Source organism: Nostoc sp., from assembly GCF_036917355.1.
Classification (GTDB): Bacteria; Cyanobacteriota; Cyanobacteriia; order Cyanobacteriales; family Nostocaceae; genus Nostoc.
This window is the reverse complement of record NZ_JBALDP010000057.1, coordinates 113500-132211: the sequence shown is the minus strand read 5'-3', so window position 1 is coordinate 132211 and position 18712 is coordinate 113500. Positions and strand designations below refer to the sequence as shown.

The window sequence follows — 18712 nt, the reverse complement described above, 5'->3', positions numbered from 1 at the left end:
CTAATAACACATTAGATATTTTTCATTCAGGAAGTCACTTATAATCAGTGGCAGTTCTACCCTAAAAGTCGTACCCACTCCAACCTGGCTAGTGAAAGTAATTCTTCCTCTATGGAGGTCTATACAGTTGTTGACTATTGCCAAACCTAATCCAGTTCCTGGCGTATTACCAACATTACTCGCTCGGTAGAATGGTTCAAATAAGTTTTGTTGATCCTCTGGTAAAATACCAATACCCCGATCTTGAATTAGAAAAACTGCGCTTTCATCTTGAACTAATAAATCAATTTGAACATTGCTACCATCTGGCGAGTATTTGACAGCGTTTGAAAGCAAATTGCTCAATATTTGTCGCAAAAGTTTCTTATCTATACAAGCCATAAAGGGATCGCCTGTTGATGAATCACCCAAATACTGAGGAAAAAAGGTTAGGGTATGTTTGGGAGAACTGAGTTGAATTTCCTCTACCAAAGAATGACAGAAATTAATTAAATTAATACAAGTTGGTTCAAATGCCAATTTTCCAGCTTCAGCCTTATTAATTAGCAAAATATCATCTAATAGTTGAGTTGTATGTTGCACATAAGTCTCAATGCACTGGAGATGTTTATGCTTTTGTTGTTCATCTAGTTTATGACTAAAGGTTTTTAAGATTCCAGCAGAGGAAGCAATCACAGCTAAAGGAGTTCGGAACTCATGGGAGGTCATAGAAATGAAACGAGATTTCAACTCACTGAGTTCTTTTTCTTTTACTAAAGCTTTACAAATATTTTCTTCAGCTTGTTTGCGCTCGCGTATATCTTTAACTACACCGATCGCATAAATAGGTTTACCAAGCGGATCTCGAATTAGAGAAACCGTTAGATTTATCCAAATTACATCAGCATTTTTATGTAAATAGCGCTTCTCAATGGAGAATGTTTCTACCTTTCCTGATATTAATTTTTGCAACTGATTTAGATGGATTTGTATATCTTCTAGATGTGTGATATCTCTAAAGTTTTTCTGGAGGATTTCTTCTTGGCTATAGCCTAAAATTTCACATAACTTTTGATTAACTTTAACAAAATGTCCATCTAAAGTTTCTAGCTGAATTCCCACAGCTGCTTGATTAAAAATAGCTCTAAGTTCTGCCTCACTTTGTTGTAAGTCTAAAGTGCGTTGCTTAACCCTGACTTCTAAATCTTGATTGAGTTTTTGTAGAGCTTCTTGCGCTCGTTGCCTTTGCAGTTCAGCAGATGCTCTGGCTGCAAATACTTTGAGAATTCCTTCAAATTTATGTTGGTCAGGTATAGGTTTGTCATCTACTATGCATAGTGAGCCAATTGGTTGACCAAAATCATCACTCAAAATAACTCCCATAGAACTTTCAGCTTCCATAGCAGCTAATCTTTTAGCATTAGGAAAGAGTTGCTGAATTCTCGAACTACAGTGATAAAACCCTTGTTTGAGCAAAATTTCACATATAGTTGATTTTGGATCGTAGCAAATATTGGGTTGTAACTGCCCATCAGACCAAAATCCTAAAGTGTGAGCTTGCTCATCAATTAACTCACTTACTAAGGTATTACGGACATCTAAAGTAGAAGAAATATGCTCAACTAATGCTGGGAAAAAATCACGTCCAGTCGTAGAAGCTGTACTTTCTATCAAACTTTGTAAGGCTATTTCAGCTTGTTTGCGTTTTGTGATATCGATTCCAATCGCAACGGCGGCTGTGTTTTGTTGATATTTTTGAGCTACGAGCAGATAATTGCATGTTTTCCCATTAATTTGGACATCAATAACCTTAGACTCTGCTACATCTTGCCTATCTAAAAATTCATGCATAAATTCTGTAAATTGCGGGCTATTTTCCATAAAGCCCAATTCTTGACCAACAAAAGCATCGGGAGTCAAGTTAAAACTTTCAGCTAAATGACGATTAACTCCTAAATAATATCCATCATCATTTACCCAAGAAACAAACCCAGGTACTGCATCTAAAACCGTTTGTAATTGCTCTTTTGCTTGTTGCAGATTTTTCTCCGCTCGTTTATATTCTGTAATATCCTCGGAAATACACAATAGGTATTCGGGTTGTTGGTTTTTGTCATACAAAGGAATTTTAGTCATGTGTAAAATTCTTCTGCCGAAAGTAGGACTGTCAATAGGTTCTTCAGAAATATCTTGAGGTACACCGCTAGCAAAACTTTCTAGGTCTTTTTGACAAAAAAAGTCTGCTTGTTCTTTCGAGAAAAATTCGTAATCTGTTTTGCCAATAGCCTGTTCTGCTGTAATACCAAAAATATTTTCGCAGGTATGATTCCAGAGCTTGACTGTCCCAAAACTTTCTGGTTTGGCATCTTTAACAAAGACGGCTACAGGCAGATTATTAATCATCGACTGTAAAAAGTTACGAGTCTGTTGGAGTTCTTCTTGTGCTTTTCGGCTTTCAGTAATATCAATGCCTGTACAAACGATATAATCAACTTGATTATCAGGGTTTAGTAAGACCTTATTTGACCAAGAAATTAAGCGGCGATCGCTATCTTTAGTTACTAAAGAAGTTTCATAACGTTGAGGAAATTCTCTCTCGGCTAAATTTTGAAAAATATCTTTGATACATTTTGTTGTTTCAGGTAACAGCAGCACATCCCAAACAAATTTTCCTTTAACTTCATCAAATGCGTAACCTGTAGCTTGTTCGCAAGTATGATTAAAGCGAACAATTTTTCCCTGAAAATCTAGTACTATAACCAGAGCATCTGCTAGATTCAAAACGGTAGAAACAAAATTACGTTCCAATCGCAGTTCTGCCTCGATTTTCTGGCGTTCTACAAGTTTAACTCTTGTATGATTGTAAAGTTCAGCTTGTAGAATAGAAACTGCCAGCAGACTGGTAGGAGTAACTAATCCAATTAATTCTCCTCGATCTCCAATAATAGGCAGATGGCAAATACGATTTTTCCTCAGCAAATGTAAGGCAGTAAAAACATCTTTGAAATCTCTTAGCTCCAATGTTATTAACTCTCTGGTCATCACTTGGGCAACACTGATACCCTCTATATTTTGACCTTGTGCTGTCAGCTTAATTAAATCTCGTTGCGTAATGATCCCCACCAAATGCGAGTTTTCTAGAACTAAAACACAACTGGTGGCTTGAGATGTGTTGCTAGCTATATCTTTACCTGAGTTAGTAAAATAATTACTATCTTTGATTGGCAAGCTATCATGATTACCTGAAGCTTCATTGATTAGTGCAATCACATCTGGAAGCATAATCTCAGAGCTAACAACAAGCGGATGACGAATGATTGTCTGTTGTAAATTATCAGAGATGAGAGAGTTAATAAACATTATGTATAGATGCCTGGAATAGAATTATCTTTAAGAAAAATGTAAATAATATTTTTACTTATAATTAATTAAAAAGCATCAGTATTTTCTATGATTATTTTTTTATAAATTTTATATTATTTTTAACAAATCCCATTTTCTTTAAAATCTGGTTTATTTATTAGAGGATATTATATTTTAATTTTTTGAGTTTTGAGTTATTCCTTGATAAAAAAAATAACGGTTTTTAAGGTAGATGCAGCTTAACTATAATCCCAGTAATTAGAATTAAGGAAAAAGTAAATTTTGAGCAAAGAAAGGACTAAGCTTTAAAACATAGGATTATGCTCATAATCCCAGCACTTGTTATCGCGCCAGGTTCTACTACTGGATTGACAGTCAAACTTATTCTCAATCCAGGGAATTGATGTAGGATTAGCATCTGAAGATGAAATTATCGAACTAACAGAAGAAAATACATAAGAGGTGATAATAAAGCTAGAGCTTCCTAGAATAATTAAAGCTACTAGGAACAACGCAATATTAACAGAATTCCATTTGTGATTTACAGCCTGTTTAAGGTCGAATTTATGCTGTAGCCGACGCTCTATACTTGCTAGTAACATTAGATTCAAATTCCTTTTGCAATTGGATTTAAACTGGAAATTTTCAAGACACTGAAATGGTTACAAACAAATAATCTCTAGTAATTATTGTTTGTAATAGTTTTATTATTCAGGATTTAAATGAAAATGTAATCGAGGAAAAACAGTAATTTTTTTCTGATTAAATTGAGAGTATTTACTTGAATGGCTATTTGGAATTGCTGAAGAAATACTGAGTCGCAACTCTAGATCATCCGTAGGATAGAGGAGATTTTATAGAAGAATGGTAAAGAACAAGCCAATAAAACCGATGATGTGAAACTTTAAAACAATCTGGCTAACGATCAAAATCACTGCAAACAGAAGTTTGAGTGTTACTCTCCCGGCTGTTAATGGATGAATTTTGAAGGCCGCAAATTTACTGAATCTCTGAGGAGGTGTTTAAGTAAAACTGCGAATCCCATTCGTTTATAACACCTAGTTGTAAAGCGATTAAAGTGCAAAAATTTTAGGGTATTTGGGCAAGATATCGCGCTAAAGGGCAATATAAAGATATCTCAGGTATTTTGCCTGTTCTATATTTTTTTTGTCCAAGCGTGATTCGATTGACATCAAGCTATTAACACGATGATATCGAGATATAATTTTTTGGAGACGCGATCGCGTTTGTATTTTTAACTTATGAGTCATTCTTCTTGCCTCACGATCCTGCTGATTGATGATTGCGCTGAAGATCGAGAAGCATATCATCGCTTTTTGGAGCAAGACAGCCTGTATACCTACCGCTTTTTGAAATTTGAGACGGGAACGCCAGCACTGAAATGGTGTCAACAGGAGATAGCAGATATCATTTTGCTCGATTTTGCGTTGCCTGATGGGGATGGGCTGAAGTTTATTCAGCAACTTCGGGAATGTCATAACCATACCCAAACTGCTGTGATTGTGCTGACAGCACAAGGGGATGAAATCAGTGCTGTCCGTGCGATGAAAAGTGGTGTGCAAGATTATCTAGTTAAAGATAAACTCACGGCTGAAGTTCTTCAAGGCGCAATTCGTCATGCCGTTGAACGGATGGATTTGATTCGACAGTTAGAACAAAGTCGGGAACAACAACAACTGATTGCTGCGATCGCCTTACGGATTCGTCAGTCTCTGAAACTAGAAGAGATTCTGCCTACTATAGCAACAGAAGTACGGCAGTTTTTGAAAGCAGACCGAGTAGTGGTCTATCAATTTCAGCCGGATATGAGCGGTACAATTGTCGCAGAGTCAGTGCTTCCTGGTTGGACAGTGGCTCTGGGAAAGCAGATACTGGACACCTGCTTTCACAAGGGAGCCAGAAGTGACTATCGCCAAGGGAAAAAACGAGCAATCGACGATATTCATCAGGCTGGTTTAACAAATTGTCATTTGCAGCTTCTAGAACAATTTGAAGTCAAAGCCAATCTAGTAGTACCTATTTTGGTCAAAGAGCAATTATGGGGATTATTAATTGCTCACCAATGTAGTGCGTCTCGTCATTGGCAATCAGTAGAACTAGATTTGTTAGATCAACTAGCGGTGCAAATAGCGATCGCTATTCAACAGGGAAGTGCATATCAGCAACTACAGGCAGAACTGGCAGAACGCCAACGGACAGAAACAGCCCTAAAAGCTAGCGAAGAGAAACTCAAGCTGACTTTGAATTTTGCTGGTATTGGCTATTGGGAATGGAACCCAATCACCCATCAAATATTTGCTAGTGAGAATGCAATTCGCTGTTTTGGTTCCGATCTGAATGATGTGAACTGGACTTATGAAAAGTGGCTCAATCAATTACATCCAGAGGATCGAGAATGGGTTGAGCCGCAACTGAGGCAGGCGATCGCCACACAAACCGATTATGCTGTGGAATATCGAGTTGTCTGGCAAGATGGCAGCATTCACTGGGTATCGGCAAAAGGACGGGGAGTTTACGATGCAACCGGACAACTGCTGCGAATGCTGGGCGTGCTGATAGATATAACAGAACGCAAGCTCTCAGAGGAAGAACGGCGGCAGAACCAAATGCTGCGAATTGAATTACATCTTCTGGAGCAAATTCTTGAAGTCGGCCTGGCAGGTTACTGGGATTGGGATATTCCCGGCAATCAGGAGTACTTGAGCTTAACCTTCAAGCAGATGTTAGGCTACGAAGATCGTGAATTGCCAAATACACCACAGAGCTGGCAACGCCTGATTTTTCCCGAAGATTTACCAGGTGTTTTGCAACTTTTTGAGCAACACGTCCAAAGTCGCGGACAAATCCCCTTTTACAATGAGGTGAGATATCGACATAAAAATGGTTCTACCGTTTGGGTCATTTGTTCCGGTCGTGTCATTGCCTGGGATCGAGACGGCAATCCCTTGCGGATGATTGGTTGCCATACTGACATTACACAACGCAAACAAGTAGAAGCTCAATTATTAGCGATCGCTAATTTGCAGCAAGCCATTTTAGATGGCACCGACTATGCCATTATTTCTAATAACTCAAATGGCATTCAAACCTTCAACGCAGCTGCTCAGAAAATGTTGGGCTACACAGCAGATGAAGTTGTTCGGCAAATAAATCCAACTACATTTCACGACCCAGATGAACTCAAACAACGAGCAGCAGAACTCTCGTTGAAATTGGGTAGGGAAATTACACCTGGTAGGGAATTTTTTACTATCGTCACTCAAGAGGGAAGCACCTATGAAAACGAATGGACTTACATTCGTAAAGATGGCTCTCGGTTCCCTGTATTTCTGTCAGTAAAAATTCTCCAGGATCTAGAAGGAAACAATATCGGCTTTCTGGGTATTGCCAAAGATATTACCCAGCAAAAACAAATAGAGACTGCCCTGCGAGACAGCGAACTCCGTTATGCAAATTTGGCAGAAGCGGCTCCTGTAGCTATTTTCCGACTGGATGCCTTTGGTAACTGCATCTATGCTAACGATCGCTGGAGTGAGATGACTGGTAGACCAACACAGGCAGCATTGGGGATGGGTTGGTTACAGGCTTTGCACCCAGAAGACGCCGAGCGTTTGGGGAGGGAATGGTCTCTAAAATTTGACCAAGAACATGTTAATCCAAGGGAATTCTATCAGAGTGAGGGCAGACATCTACGCCCAGATGGCAGCATCAACTGGTTCTATGTCCAAGTGCTACCCGAAATTAACACCAACGACACCATTATTGGCTACATCGGCACACTGACAGATATTAGCGAGCGCAAACAAGTAGAAGAACAGCTGCATCACCTCTCCGAACGGCTAACCATAGCCATCAGTTCTGGAGGATTTGGTATTTGGGAATATGATTTCGTCCAAGCAAGGCAGATCTGGGACGATCGCATGTACGAACTGTATGGAGTGAGCAACACTGATTTTAGTGGTTCTTTTGATGCTTGGTTAAACTGCCTGCACCCAGACGATCGCCCTTATATGTTGGAAACTATAGAGCAAGTTCTGCAAGGAAAGCAAGAATATAATGTCGAGTTCCGTATCGTTCAACCAAGTAGAGAAATTCGTTATCTTAAAGGCTACGGCATTCTCAAGCGTGACCAGCAGGGTGAACCTGTACGGATGATTGGGGTTAACTATGATATCAGCGAACGGCAAGCCGCGCTACGCGATCGCCAACAAGCCGAACAGGAACTCATCCACAATCGGGATTTGCGAGAAGCAATTTTTAACGAATCTGCGGATGCCATTTTCTTGGTCGATCCCCAAACTCTGCTGACTCTAGATTGCAATCGGCGGGCAGTAGAAATGTTTGAGGCGGTTGACAACGCTGAATTGATCGATATTAATGGGCAGACACTCCAGCTGCGTCCATTCACTGACAGCGAAACGGATGCGATCGTCAGAGATATGCAGTCAAAAGGTGTCTGGAGCCTAGAGATTGAATATATTACTTTTCAAGGTAAAATTTTCTGGGGAAACATTGCAGCCAAGCCCATTACTGTAGCCGGACGTACCATGCATCTAGTTCGTATCACTGATATCAGCGAACGGAAAGAGGCACAAGAGGCATTGGCGAAATATGCTCATGAGGTCGAAGATTTATACAATAATGCTCCCTGTGGCTATCATTCCCTCGATAGTGAAGGCCGATTGCTTAAGGTCAACGAGACTGAACTGCAATGGTTGGGTTATACCCGTGAGGAAATGATTGACCAACCCCTGCTGAATTTTTTCACCCAAGCCAGTCGCTTGTCCTTCGCACAAAACTATCCTCACTTCAAAAAACAGGGTTCGGTGAAGGATTTGGAACTTGACATGGTTTGTAAAGATGGCACAGTTTTCCCAGTGCTGGTAAGCGCTACTGCTGTCAAGGATGCTCAGGGTAACTATCTATACAGCCGCACCACCCTGTTTGATATCCGCGAACGCAAACAAACCGCGCAAGAACTGGAAGAATCACGTAAAATGCTGCAAACGGTACTAGATACATTTCCGCAACGTGTTTTCTGGAAAGACCGTCAATCGAGGTTTATCGGCTGCAATCCAGCATTTATCCGCCATTCTCAACTGACAGCCGATGAAATTATCGGCAAGACCGATTTTGATTTACCTTGGGCAAAGATGGCACACCTCTACTGTGCAGACGATGCGATGGTGATGAACACTCGAACACCTAAACTAGGCTATGAGGAGCCATTTGAAGGGGATAATGGCGAACAACTCTGGCTACGAACTAATAAAGTTCCCTTGACCAATAGTGCAGGAGAGGTGATTGGCGTACTGATATCTCACGAAGATATCACAGAACGCAAACAAGCCGAAGCACAATTGCGGCAAACGAATGAGCAGCTTGCTAACGCCAATATGGAACTTGCCCGCGCCACTCGCCTCAAAGATGAATTTCTCGCAAACATGAGCCATGAATTGCGAACACCTCTCAATGCGATTTTGGGTATGTCAGAGGGCTTACAAGAAAGTGTATTCGGCTCCATCAATGAAAGACAAGTAAAAGCGATCGCCACTATTGAGCGCAGTGGCAGACATTTACTAGAACTAATCAACGACATTCTAGACTTGTCTAAAATCGAATCTGGCAAGCTGGAACTGCAACTAAGTGATGTTTCTGTTAGGAGCCTTTGTGATACCAGCCTTTCCTTTGTCAAACAGATGGCTTTGAAAAAAAATATTCGTCTTAGTACTCATATTTATGACAATATTGGCAGCATCCAAGTAGACGATCGCCGCCTGCGTCAAGTACTCATCAATCTGCTAAGTAACGCTGTCAAGTTTACGCCAGAACGGGGATGTGTAACGCTAGAAGTCCGGTTGGAGGCGGCAGAGGGGCAGAGGAGCAGAGGGGCAGGGGGGCAGGAGAGCGGGGGAGCGGGGGAAGTAAATTCTGCCTCATCTTCCCCAAATCTCTGCTTCCATATTACTGATACTGGCATTGGTATCGCCCCTGAAGAAATTGGCAAGCTGTTTCAGCCTTTTATCCAGCTTGACAGCAGCCTTAACCGCCAATACAGTGGCACTGGTCTAGGTTTGGCACTGGTACAAAAGATTATTAACCTACATGGAGGAACAGTCTTAGTTAGCACTGAAGTTGGAAAGGGAAGTTGTTTTACCGTCCGTATTCCCTACCGTACCAGCGATAATGTTCTCAGGACGCAGGTAACTACTTCATTACCCAGCTATCCCTTACTTGCTGAAAATGCTCAAGTTTTAATTATCGAAGATTCTGTGGCGGCAGCCGATCAGATTACTCGTTACTTCAGGGAGATGGGAATGCAACCCATCATCTATTCCCAAGGTGAAGGAGCCGTAGAAGAAGTGCTGCGAGTTCAACCTGCTTTAATCATCCTCGATCTGCAACTACCGAACCTATCGGGTTGGGAGGTGCTAAATCAACTCAAGACTAACCCAAAAACCAAAGATATTCCGACGATCATCATTTCAGTTGTGGATGAACATAGCAAAGGACTAGCTCAGGGAGCATTTGAATATCTGGTCAAACCCATTACCCGCGCTCAACTTCAGGTAACTATAGAGAAACTACAACATCCTGCCCGTTCTGACTCGCCAAGTTTAATTGTATTGCCAGAAGTCTTTCTGGAAACTCCTTTGATTTTGTTGGCAGAAGATAATCAACCAAATATTGATACGATGTCCGCCTATCTTGAAAGTCGAGGGTATCATCTGATTTTGGCAAACAATGGACAACAAGCTATCGATCTTGTCAGAGTTCAACGCCCCGACTTAATTGTGATGGACATTCAAATGCCAGGAATGGATGGGTTGGAAGCAATCCGTCGCATTCGTAACGAACCACAATTTGTGCATATTCCCATAATTGCACTAACGGCATTAGCTATGCCTGGCGATCGCGAAACTTGTTTAGCAGCTGGAGCTAACGAATATTTGACCAAACCCGTAAAACTTAAACAGCTTGTAACCACAATTCAACAACTTTTAGGAAGGTAATGGAAATTCTCGATGGATAGTCAACCCTCTATTTTAGTAATCGATGATGAACCCGATAATTTTGATGTTGTTGAAACCTTGCTGGATGGTGAAAACTACCAGTTATACTACGCTCCTAGTGGTCAACAAGCTCTAAACCGCCTCGATAGTTTTCAGCCCGATCTGATTTTATTAGATGTGATGATGCCCGATCTTGATGGGATGGAAGTCTGCCGACGCATCAAAGCCGATCCACAATGGCAAGCAGTGCCGATCATTATGGTGACAGCATTAACCGATAAAGAAGATTTGGCTCGATGTCTGGCGACGGGTGCAGATGATTTCATTAGTAAACCAGTCAATGGTGTGGAATTACGAGCCAGAGTTCATTCTATGTTAAGGATTAAGCAACAGTACGACAGTATGCAAGTATTGCTCAAACTGCGAGAAGACATGGTAAATATGATTGTGCACGATCTGCGAAATCCACTTACCAGTATTATTTTAGGCGCAGAGATTCTGCGGTTGCCAGGTTTGTCACCTGAACAGCAGCAAGGAAAAGTCGATCAAATTTTACATGCTGGACAACAACTACAATCATTGATTGATAGCTTGCTGATCGTAGCAAAGCTGGAATCGGGAAAAATGGTTCTCAACTATACAGAAGTAGACCTTTCTACGCTGTGTATGTCAGCGTTGGCAGGTATTGAGGCGATCGCAAATCAAAAGAACCTGACTCTGATACATGAACTACCCGAACCTGGTGGCATTGTTGCAATAGATGCAGTTATCTTTCGTAGAGTGTTGGATAATTTGCTCTCCAATGCCATTAAGTTCTCCCCGTACAAGTCTCAAGTCACTCTACGGGGAGAGTATTTAGCAGCAGGCGGTGTAAAAGTGCAAGTCGCTGATTCTGGTTCGGGAGTAAGTCTGGAGTTACGACAAATCATTTTCGAGAAGTATGAAATTGGAACTCCGATACCAGAAGTTTCACAAATTGGTTTAGGATTAGCTTTCTGCAAAATGGCGATCGAAGCACATTCTGGTTCAATTACTATTGAAGATAATTATCCAAATGGTAGTATCTTCACTGTATTACTCAAAAATGAATAATTAACCCTCAAGTTACTGCATTTAAGAATTATAGTATGCCCTTTCTGCTAATGTGACATCTAGCACGAATGGATTGTCATTACCTTGAAATTTAGCGATCGCACGACATTGACATCTAACATGACAAGCCCTTTAGTGAGAATAGAGCCACATCCACAGGAAGCAAAACAGTTATGCTAACCACAATCATTACACCCCAACCCCTCCCCGCAAGCGGCTACGGTGTACACACAAGTCTGAAATAGCTGATTAACCAAAGTTTTACCTCACCCTAACTCTCCCCTTATAAAGCTACGGTGTACACACAAGTACCATCTGAAAGGGTTTCAGGCGTTATAGACCCCAAAAATGGTCATTACGAGCGCAGTGATAACGGAGCGAAGTAATCACATAATCCCGTGAGTTAAAGCGATTGCTTGTCTGAGACAGGCACTTGCGAACGTCGTTCCTCCTCTCTGCGAGACGCATTCGCGAACGCTGCGGACAGCCTGACAGAGCGATCGCCTTCGGAAAGAGCGGGTACGCCATCGCACAATCCTATTGCTAGAGGACGAAACCAAGTGTCAGGTGCAATTTCACGACTTGTATGTACACCGTAGCTCTTTCCAAGGGGGGATTGAAGGGGGTAATTTACAGTAAGTTTTTCCCCTCTGCCCCTCTGCCTCTTGTGCCCAATGCCATCCCTTATACTTGTTTGCTCATTGCCGCTAAATTCATCACACATTCAGGAAATTGGCGTTTTAATGCTGGAAACACCGGACAAGGCGCTTGTTCTTGTAAATTGTCCGGTTTACTCCAAGTAAAAGGGGCTTTCTGCGCCGCAGACATCCACAACAGAAGCTTTGCTCGTGTCATGGCAACATAGAGTAAACGATACTCTTCAGATGTTTTCAAATTTTTTGCTACCTCCCATGCCTGACCAACATCCGGTATGACAGATTCTTCGTGGAGAGTAGCGCGAATTTGGGCGCGAGCTACTTCTGATAAGGTAAAATCGCCTAAAAATTGGCTTTGGGGAGGAACCCAAAATCTGCCAGGAATCAAGTTTTCGTGGAGAAAGGGAAGAAACACATAGTCCCAGTCTAGCCCTTTAGCTTTGTGCATGGTGATAATCGTCAGTTGACCGCGACGGGTATAACGTTCTTCCGAATCTTCGGTTTCCACTGGTTCAAAGCGTTCGGAACTAACGATTTCACTTAAAGCTGACAGCATTCCCCCCATCGAACTATTGCCAGCTATCTGCTGGTTTACCCGTTCTGCAAGTTTATCAGCAGTTGCCAATTCTGCCTGGTCGTAATTTAAAGTCAAGGCGAGAAAGGAAATTAGCTGGTAAAGAGGCAATTCCAAACGAGCGCGAAGTAAATTGCGACACAAGCGGGCAGCTTTTTGTACTGTTTCTGGTTGGGGTGCTGCTAGGGGGCCTGGATACAAAAACTCTTCTGGCAGACTAGCAAGGGCGTTGAGGTCTTGGGTAGGAATTAATTGGCGCTGTACTAATGCTTCTAGGGCGGCTTTGAGGTAATCAGGGGAGTGGGGCCGATCGCAAAATTGCAATAATGCCAAAATTTCTTGAGGAACATGGGAACGGCGATCGCGTTCTCCCACATCGTAAAGTGTAATTTTATGCTCTTTGCACATAGGTGTCAGAGCCTCTGCTAACCATCGTCCTTGACGATTTTCTCGGACTAAAATCGCTGCACTATTTTTTGTTGGATCTTCACCAAATAACTCAATCACCCTTTGAGATAACAATTCAACGGTGTGATGAATATCGCGCGGTGTATAAAGTTCTAATCCTCGTCCTACGGGTGCGGGGTTGGCGTTAGCTTGCGGATCGCCAGCTTCCACAGGGCGAATTGTCTGCAAGCGAAACGGTACTTGTCGGTTGTCAGGAATCTGTTGTTTGTTGTTAGTTTTGGTTGTTGCTAACCATTGATTATTGATCCATTTGAGGGCAAAGTTAGCGGCTTCAATGATAATTCTAGTACTGCGACCAGCTCGATCCATCGTTGCCAATCGTTCGATGCGATCGCACTCTTCGCAAAATTGCCGGAAATAAATCGGATCGGCTGGAGTAAAGGTAGAGTTAATCGCCTGGTTAGGGTCGCCAACTCGGACTAAATTGAGTGGAGAGTGCGTAGAGACGCGATGAATCGCGTCTGTATTCATCCCCTCATATTCCCGATTACTTGCCAAAATTTCTAATAGCTGAGTCTGAAGAGGGCTAGAATCTTGGGCTTCGTCTTCAAAGACGGCGAATATTTGGTTTTGCTCGATGTGACGGGCACTGTCGTTTTCTAAAACGCGCAGTGCAGCTAAAATCATATCGTCGTAGTCTATAAAGTCACGCGATCGCATTAAATTTTGATATTGCTCGTACAATCCCGCTGCTACACTCAAAATTGCATATTCGTCTGTAGTTTGCTTACTCCACTGCCGCAACAATTCTGGCGATATCCCAGAACTTTTTGCTTCATGAATTACCGTATTAGCCAATTCTGGTAATACTTCTGTTCGCAGCACGGATTGACGACGTAACCTTTCTGTCTCTTCTCCATCAAATTGATGACCTTCTAATAACCGCAAATATACATCTGGATTATTTACAATCCATTGTTCTACAGCAGTTCTGATAAAGCGGTGACTTTGGGTTGGTGTAATTAATATGACATTTTCTAACTGCAAACCCGACAAATCAGAATGGCGGTTAGCAATGTTCAACGCTAGACCGTGTAGGGTATAGACAAAAAATCCTGTCTGAGGTAAAGATAAATCATCTCTTAAAAATTTGCGAATCTTCGCTTTAATATTGGCAGCAGCGGAGCGAGTAAAAGTAACGACTACCAACTGACGGCGGGAGGATGAAGGCTCATATTGACGGGCGATCGCGATCGCTGCTGCCGCCGCCATCCCAGTAGATTTGCCTGCACCAGGAACAGCTGAAATAGCCAAAGGCCCAGATTGCCAATCAGCCATTTGCTGCTGTCCAGGGCGTAAACTGTTGCGGATTGCGAGAATCTTTTCCTGCAAAGAAGGAATAGGCGATCGCTCAGACAATTCTGAGTCAAGTAATTCTTGAACAACAGGAGCAGTAAATTTAGAGTCGGACATATTAAATTATATATTTTAAATTGATATTGAATTTAATTCCCAAACCACAGATATGAATAATCTTCGGTGATTCTAATCCCAAATTATTAAATTGGATTGAAATGACCACCAGAAATATGACCAAGAGCATAAGCCCCTGTGAGGACAGTAAGCCCGAATGCCAAAGATACACCTACTAATCCAATACCCAATGGAAAAGAAGTATTCTCGCTGATTTTTGCAGCATCTGCTGTGTAGGCTGCGGCTAAAACAGCACTACCACAGCCACCTAAAACAAGCCAAAATGTGCCGATAAATTCTGCCAAGCAACGTTTTGTGAGAGACATTTTTGGAAAATTCCTTGTTCCGCTACAAATGAGTGATAGTTACGTTACACAATGTTGAAGTCATTGCTGTCAACAGAAAATCTATTGTCTTTGTTGCGTTATGAAACTAAATCGAAAAAAATAGGGATTTTTTCTCAATAGTGAATTGTGGTAATAAGTAGGTAGGCATAAATATTTTTCGTTGGCATAAGGCAGGAGGAAAGAGGGTTTTAGCCTCGTTCATTTTTGTTAACATAGTTTGGTTTTATTCTGCCGACCTACTTAAAATACGAAAATACAGTAAAAGCTAAAATAATAGGAAAAATACTTAATTTCTTAAGAATTTTGCTCTCATAATAAATTTGTTGCAATACGGTTGGTCTTAGCTTCAAAAACCTTAAATTGCGTAACTTGCTTATCTAGTAATGGTATCAAGGCAAACCCAACAAATCACCAAAAAGGTTGGGTTTAGTTGTTCAACCCAAACTACGATTTTTCTTAACTCAACCGTGTTGATACTTTTGCTCCAGTTAGTTTAATTTTCAAAACTCCCACACCTTCTGGCATGGGAGTGTTATGCAGTTAGCTCGTCTAAAATTGAATTTATTCGTCAATCTGCCATGAATCCTTAGTTAATTCTTCATCCAGAATTTTCTTAGGACGCACGATGATAATAATTTGTCCCAATAGAGGAATTTCTGGCTCAGTTTCAAACCATTGAAAATCTAATTCACCACCATTTTCAACGACAAAATAGCTGGAAGCATCCCATTCTCGTTGGGCACGATCTATTACTACTACGACTGGCCCTGTTTGGCTTTGGGTTTGAATGGGGAAGCGATCGCTATTCGCTAAAATCACTACTGGATCTTCTGCCGCTAATAGCACTTGCCAACCTGGTAAGGGAACCCAAGCTTGTTCTCCAGAAAACTTGACCAACCGAAATGGTTCAATTTCTGTCAGTATGGGCACAGCTTGCAAGTCTTGGCGTGATAATGGCAATTCGCCTACTACAGGCAAGATTCGGGGTAACTGTTCTTCAAATTCCAGGCGGTAAAACGGTAAAATTGGCGCTGGACGCTGGGGAACGGTAGTAAAATCAGTCAGTAGTTGTTCAATTTTTTGCCTTGCACCTGGCGTATGAGCAAAACGCAAACCTTTGGCGATTAGGCGCGATCGCTGTTGTAAATCTGCATTTTGGCGTGCCAGTTTCCAAACTTGGTGAGCAACGGCATCCCCAGGATGGGCAGAAAACCCTTCTGGTAAAGTGCGGTAATAAGAGAACTCTTTCAGGGCTTTTGCTATATCCCGTGCCTCATCAGCATCAACATTGTGGACGAAGATCAGTTCGGCAGCGGCAGCGCGTTCTTCTTGAGTAAGTAAACGTAGCTCGTATAAAACATCGCTGCCACGTGTACTATAGTGCGATCGCGTTTCTGCCGATACTCCAAACTTTTCCAAAGAATTGTAAACTTGGGAACCAACAACCACCTGGTTTTGTTGAATCGGCTCAAATCCAGTCGCCTCAAAAATTTCTTGGGGGTTGTAACCGATTTTTAGCAACGAGGCGATCGCGGCTCCCCATTCCACCCAGTTGCCTTGTTTTTGCCTCAGTCTTCGCAGTAACTCTTGTGCTACATCGTTTGTAGCATTATCTTCGGGATTCTGAGTGTTGGGTGGTAAATCAGTCATAATCGGAGTGCAAGCTTCAACTTGAGAGGTTAATTAACACCTCATGAGCAAGTATTATTCTAATCTATACCCAGACCTACACCTCATCCACGATCAAAACTGCCATAGTTTTGCTGATTTAGTTAGTTTTTCTAGTGCAACATTTTTTAATTCAGATATTTGGGCAGATAAATTTCCTCTGTAGCACTCACTATTACCGTTCTCAAATATGCAAAATAACTCCGTATAAACCCTTGGCGATTTTCAGCTATTCTCAACTAAACTTGGTATGGAATATAACAAGAGAGTGAATATTTAAAGGAAAATCTTATGGATAAACCCAATCTCGAAATTGATAAAGTCCAATCTCAAGTTATGACTCTCGAACGACCAAAAAAGCTGAAAATACTGGTAGTTGACGATGAGCCAGATAATCTCGATTTACTTTATCGCACATTTCGACGTGACTTTAATGTTCTGAAAGCTGATAGTGGGGTGAACGCTCTACAAGTTTTGGCAACAGAAGGGGAGGTAGCCGTGATTATCTCCGATCAACGGATGCCAGAAATGAAAGGGACTGAGTTTCTCAGCAAAACTGTACCTCAGTTTCCCGATACAGTAAGAATAATTCTCACTGGATTTACTGATATAGAAGACTTGGTAGAAGCAATTAATGCCGGACAAGTTTACAAATATATCACCAAGCCTTGGGACCCAGGGGAACTAAAGGCAGTGGTGCAAAGAGCAGCCGAAACCTACGACTTGCTTAAGCAACGTACAGAAGAATTACGCCGTGCTCATGCTCAAATGGCGTTGCTGAGTGTTTTGGTACAGGTAACTCAAGCCGCTTCTAGCTTAGAAGAAACCCTCGCTCCCATTGCTAGGGCTGTGAGTGAAACTTTTGGGGCAGACGGCTGTATTTTACAACTTACAGATGGAAATACTCTGGTTGCAACTCAAGGAACTTACAGCGATACAGGTACAATAGAAAATTGGCTATCTCAAGACCCACTAACCAGGGAAGCGATCGCTACAGGACAAATGCAAGTTTCCTTAAATGTACTTAAAGACACTAAATTAGTTGATGCGATTCACTACCAAAAGACGGGCGTGCAAGCACATTTAGTGATCCCAATTAGCTACCGCAATCAACTTTTGGGTGTATTGTCGCTCCAGTGGAAACAACCTTGCACCTTGCGAGAAGATGAATTGGTGCTAATTAATTTATCAGCACAACTGGTTGCGATCGCTCTGACTAGTAGTCACTCCCATTAAGGTATTGTGTAGTTGTCATTAGTCATTTGTCCTTTATCTTTGGCAAATGACGAATGACTAATGACCAATGACTTATTGACCAATGACTAACGAAATTCAGTCCATTTTTAACCGTATTGCTCCAGTTTATGACCAGTTGAACGATTGGTTGAGTCTGGGACAGCATCGAATCTGGAAGGAAATGGCAGTAAAATGGAGTGCAGCTGAACCAGGAGATACTGCATTAGATTTGTGTTGCGGTAGTGGTGATTTAGCTTTACGTTTGGCACGGCGTATCGGAGCAACAGGACAGGTGTATGGAGTAGATTTTTCCCCAAACCTGCTAGAAAAGGCTAAAGAACGCTCACATTGGCAGTACCCCCAACCTGCTATCAACTGGGTAGAAGCTGATGTCCTGAATTTACCCTTTGACGATAACCAATTTGATGCCGCAACAATGGGCTATGGTTTAAGAAATGTTAAAGATATTCTGCGCAGTCTCCAAGAGCTATACCGGGTTTTGAAACCGGGAGCTAAAGCCGCAATTTTAGACTTTCATCGACCGAGTAATCCTCAGCTACGTGCTTTTCAGCAGTTATATCTAGACAGTTTTGTAGTGCCAGTTGCCAGTTATTTAGGCTTAAAAGAAGAATATGCTTACATCAGTCCCAGCTTAGATCGCTTTCCCATCGGTAAAGAGCAAATAGAGTTAGCTCATCAAGTTGGTTTTGCCACTGCCACACACTACCCCATTGCGAACGGTATGATGGGAGTGCTAGTGCTTAGTAAGTTAAGAGCTATTAGTTAAAAGTTATGAATTATCAGTAGTGATAAATTCTCATTTAAAATTTATCATTCCTAACTCCTAACTCCTAACTCCTAACTCCTAACTCTAAGCTCTAA

9 protein-coding genes and 1 pseudogene are annotated in these 18712 nt (G+C 41.7%); 4 read left to right on the top strand and 6 right to left on the bottom strand.

Annotated elements, in window-relative coordinates:
- Window positions 1-3339 (bottom strand): PAS domain S-box protein, encoded by a 3339-nt coding sequence (locus tag V7K53_RS16885; protein WP_335198642.1) that lies wholly within the window; start codon window positions 3337-3339, stop codon window positions 1-3.
- Between the two features lie 308 nt (window positions 3340-3647).
- The gene (locus V7K53_RS16880) at window positions 3648-3944 is read right to left on the bottom strand and encodes a hypothetical protein (RefSeq protein ID WP_335198641.1); all 297 of its coding nucleotides are present in this window, start codon (window positions 3942-3944) and stop codon (window positions 3648-3650) included.
- 660 nt (window positions 3945-4604) lie between these two features.
- Between V7K53_RS16880 and V7K53_RS16875 the strand changes: the two genes are divergently transcribed.
- Together V7K53_RS16875 and V7K53_RS16870 are read left to right on the top strand one after the other, a co-directional pair.
- Window positions 4605-10376 carry a PAS domain S-box protein gene (locus tag V7K53_RS16875; RefSeq protein ID WP_335198640.1) on the top strand — a complete coding sequence of 1924 codons (5772 nt, stop codon included), beginning with the start codon at window positions 4605-4607 and terminating at the stop codon, window positions 10374-10376.
- A 12-nt stretch (window positions 10377-10388) separates the two neighbouring features.
- Entirely contained in the window at window positions 10389-11468 is a 1080-nt protein-coding gene (locus tag V7K53_RS16870; RefSeq protein ID WP_335198639.1) for a hybrid sensor histidine kinase/response regulator, read from the top strand.
- 333 nt (window positions 11469-11801) lie between these two features.
- Here V7K53_RS16870 and V7K53_RS16865 read toward each other — a convergent pair whose 3' ends face one another.
- The 4 genes and pseudogenes from V7K53_RS16865 to V7K53_RS16850 form a co-directional block, all read right to left on the bottom strand.
- Window positions 11802-11996 carry a hypothetical protein gene (locus tag V7K53_RS16865; RefSeq protein ID WP_335198638.1) on the bottom strand — a complete coding sequence of 65 codons (195 nt, stop codon included), beginning with the start codon at window positions 11994-11996 and terminating at the stop codon, window positions 11802-11804.
- Window positions 11997-12152: 156 nt separating this feature from the next.
- A complete protein-coding gene (locus V7K53_RS16860) occupies window positions 12153-14579 on the bottom strand; it encodes an ATP-dependent helicase (RefSeq protein ID WP_335198637.1) in 2427 nt (808 codons plus the stop codon).
- A 92-nt stretch (window positions 14580-14671) separates the two neighbouring features.
- Window positions 14672-14905 (bottom strand): annotated as a pseudogene (locus tag V7K53_RS16855) (aquaporin); the annotation flags it as partial.
- Between the two features lie 582 nt (window positions 14906-15487).
- Window positions 15488-16576 (bottom strand): RuBisCO accumulation factor 1, encoded by a 1089-nt coding sequence (locus V7K53_RS16850; protein ID WP_335198635.1) that lies wholly within the window; start codon window positions 16574-16576, stop codon window positions 15488-15490.
- A 309-nt stretch (window positions 16577-16885) separates the two neighbouring features.
- Between V7K53_RS16850 and V7K53_RS16845 the strand changes: the two genes are divergently transcribed.
- Window positions 16886-17830 carry a response regulator gene (locus V7K53_RS16845; protein ID WP_335198634.1) on the top strand — a complete coding sequence of 315 codons (945 nt, stop codon included), beginning with the start codon at window positions 16886-16888 and terminating at the stop codon, window positions 17828-17830.
- A gap of 82 nt (window positions 17831-17912) precedes the next feature.
- Window positions 17913-18617 (top strand): bifunctional demethylmenaquinone methyltransferase/2-methoxy-6-polyprenyl-1,4-benzoquinol methylase UbiE, encoded by a 705-nt coding sequence (gene ubiE, locus V7K53_RS16840; protein WP_335198633.1) that lies wholly within the window; start codon window positions 17913-17915, stop codon window positions 18615-18617.
- Window positions 18618-18712: the final 95 nt, after the last annotated feature.

Coding starts and splice junctions, on each gene's coding strand:
- V7K53_RS16845 (WP_335198634.1), top strand. CDS start 16,886: ATGGATAAACCCAATCTCGAAATTGATAAAGTCCAATCTCAAGTTATG.
- V7K53_RS16880 (WP_335198641.1), bottom strand. CDS start 3,944: ATGTTACTAGCAAGTATAGAGCGTCGGCTACAGCATAAATTCGACCTT.
- V7K53_RS16870 (WP_335198639.1), top strand. CDS start 10,389: ATGGATAGTCAACCCTCTATTTTAGTAATCGATGATGAACCCGATAAT.
- V7K53_RS16860 (WP_335198637.1), bottom strand. CDS start 14,579: ATGTCCGACTCTAAATTTACTGCTCCTGTTGTTCAAGAATTACTTGAC.
- V7K53_RS16865 (WP_335198638.1), bottom strand. CDS start 11,996: ATGGCGTACCCGCTCTTTCCGAAGGCGATCGCTCTGTCAGGCTGTCCG.
- ubiE (WP_335198633.1), top strand. CDS start 17,913: ATGACTAACGAAATTCAGTCCATTTTTAACCGTATTGCTCCAGTTTAT.
- V7K53_RS16875 (WP_335198640.1), top strand. CDS start 4,605: ATGAGTCATTCTTCTTGCCTCACGATCCTGCTGATTGATGATTGCGCT.
- V7K53_RS16850 (WP_335198635.1), bottom strand. CDS start 16,576: ATGACTGATTTACCACCCAACACTCAGAATCCCGAAGATAATGCTACA.
- V7K53_RS16885 (WP_335198642.1), bottom strand. CDS start 3,339: ATGTTTATTAACTCTCTCATCTCTGATAATTTACAACAGACAATCATT.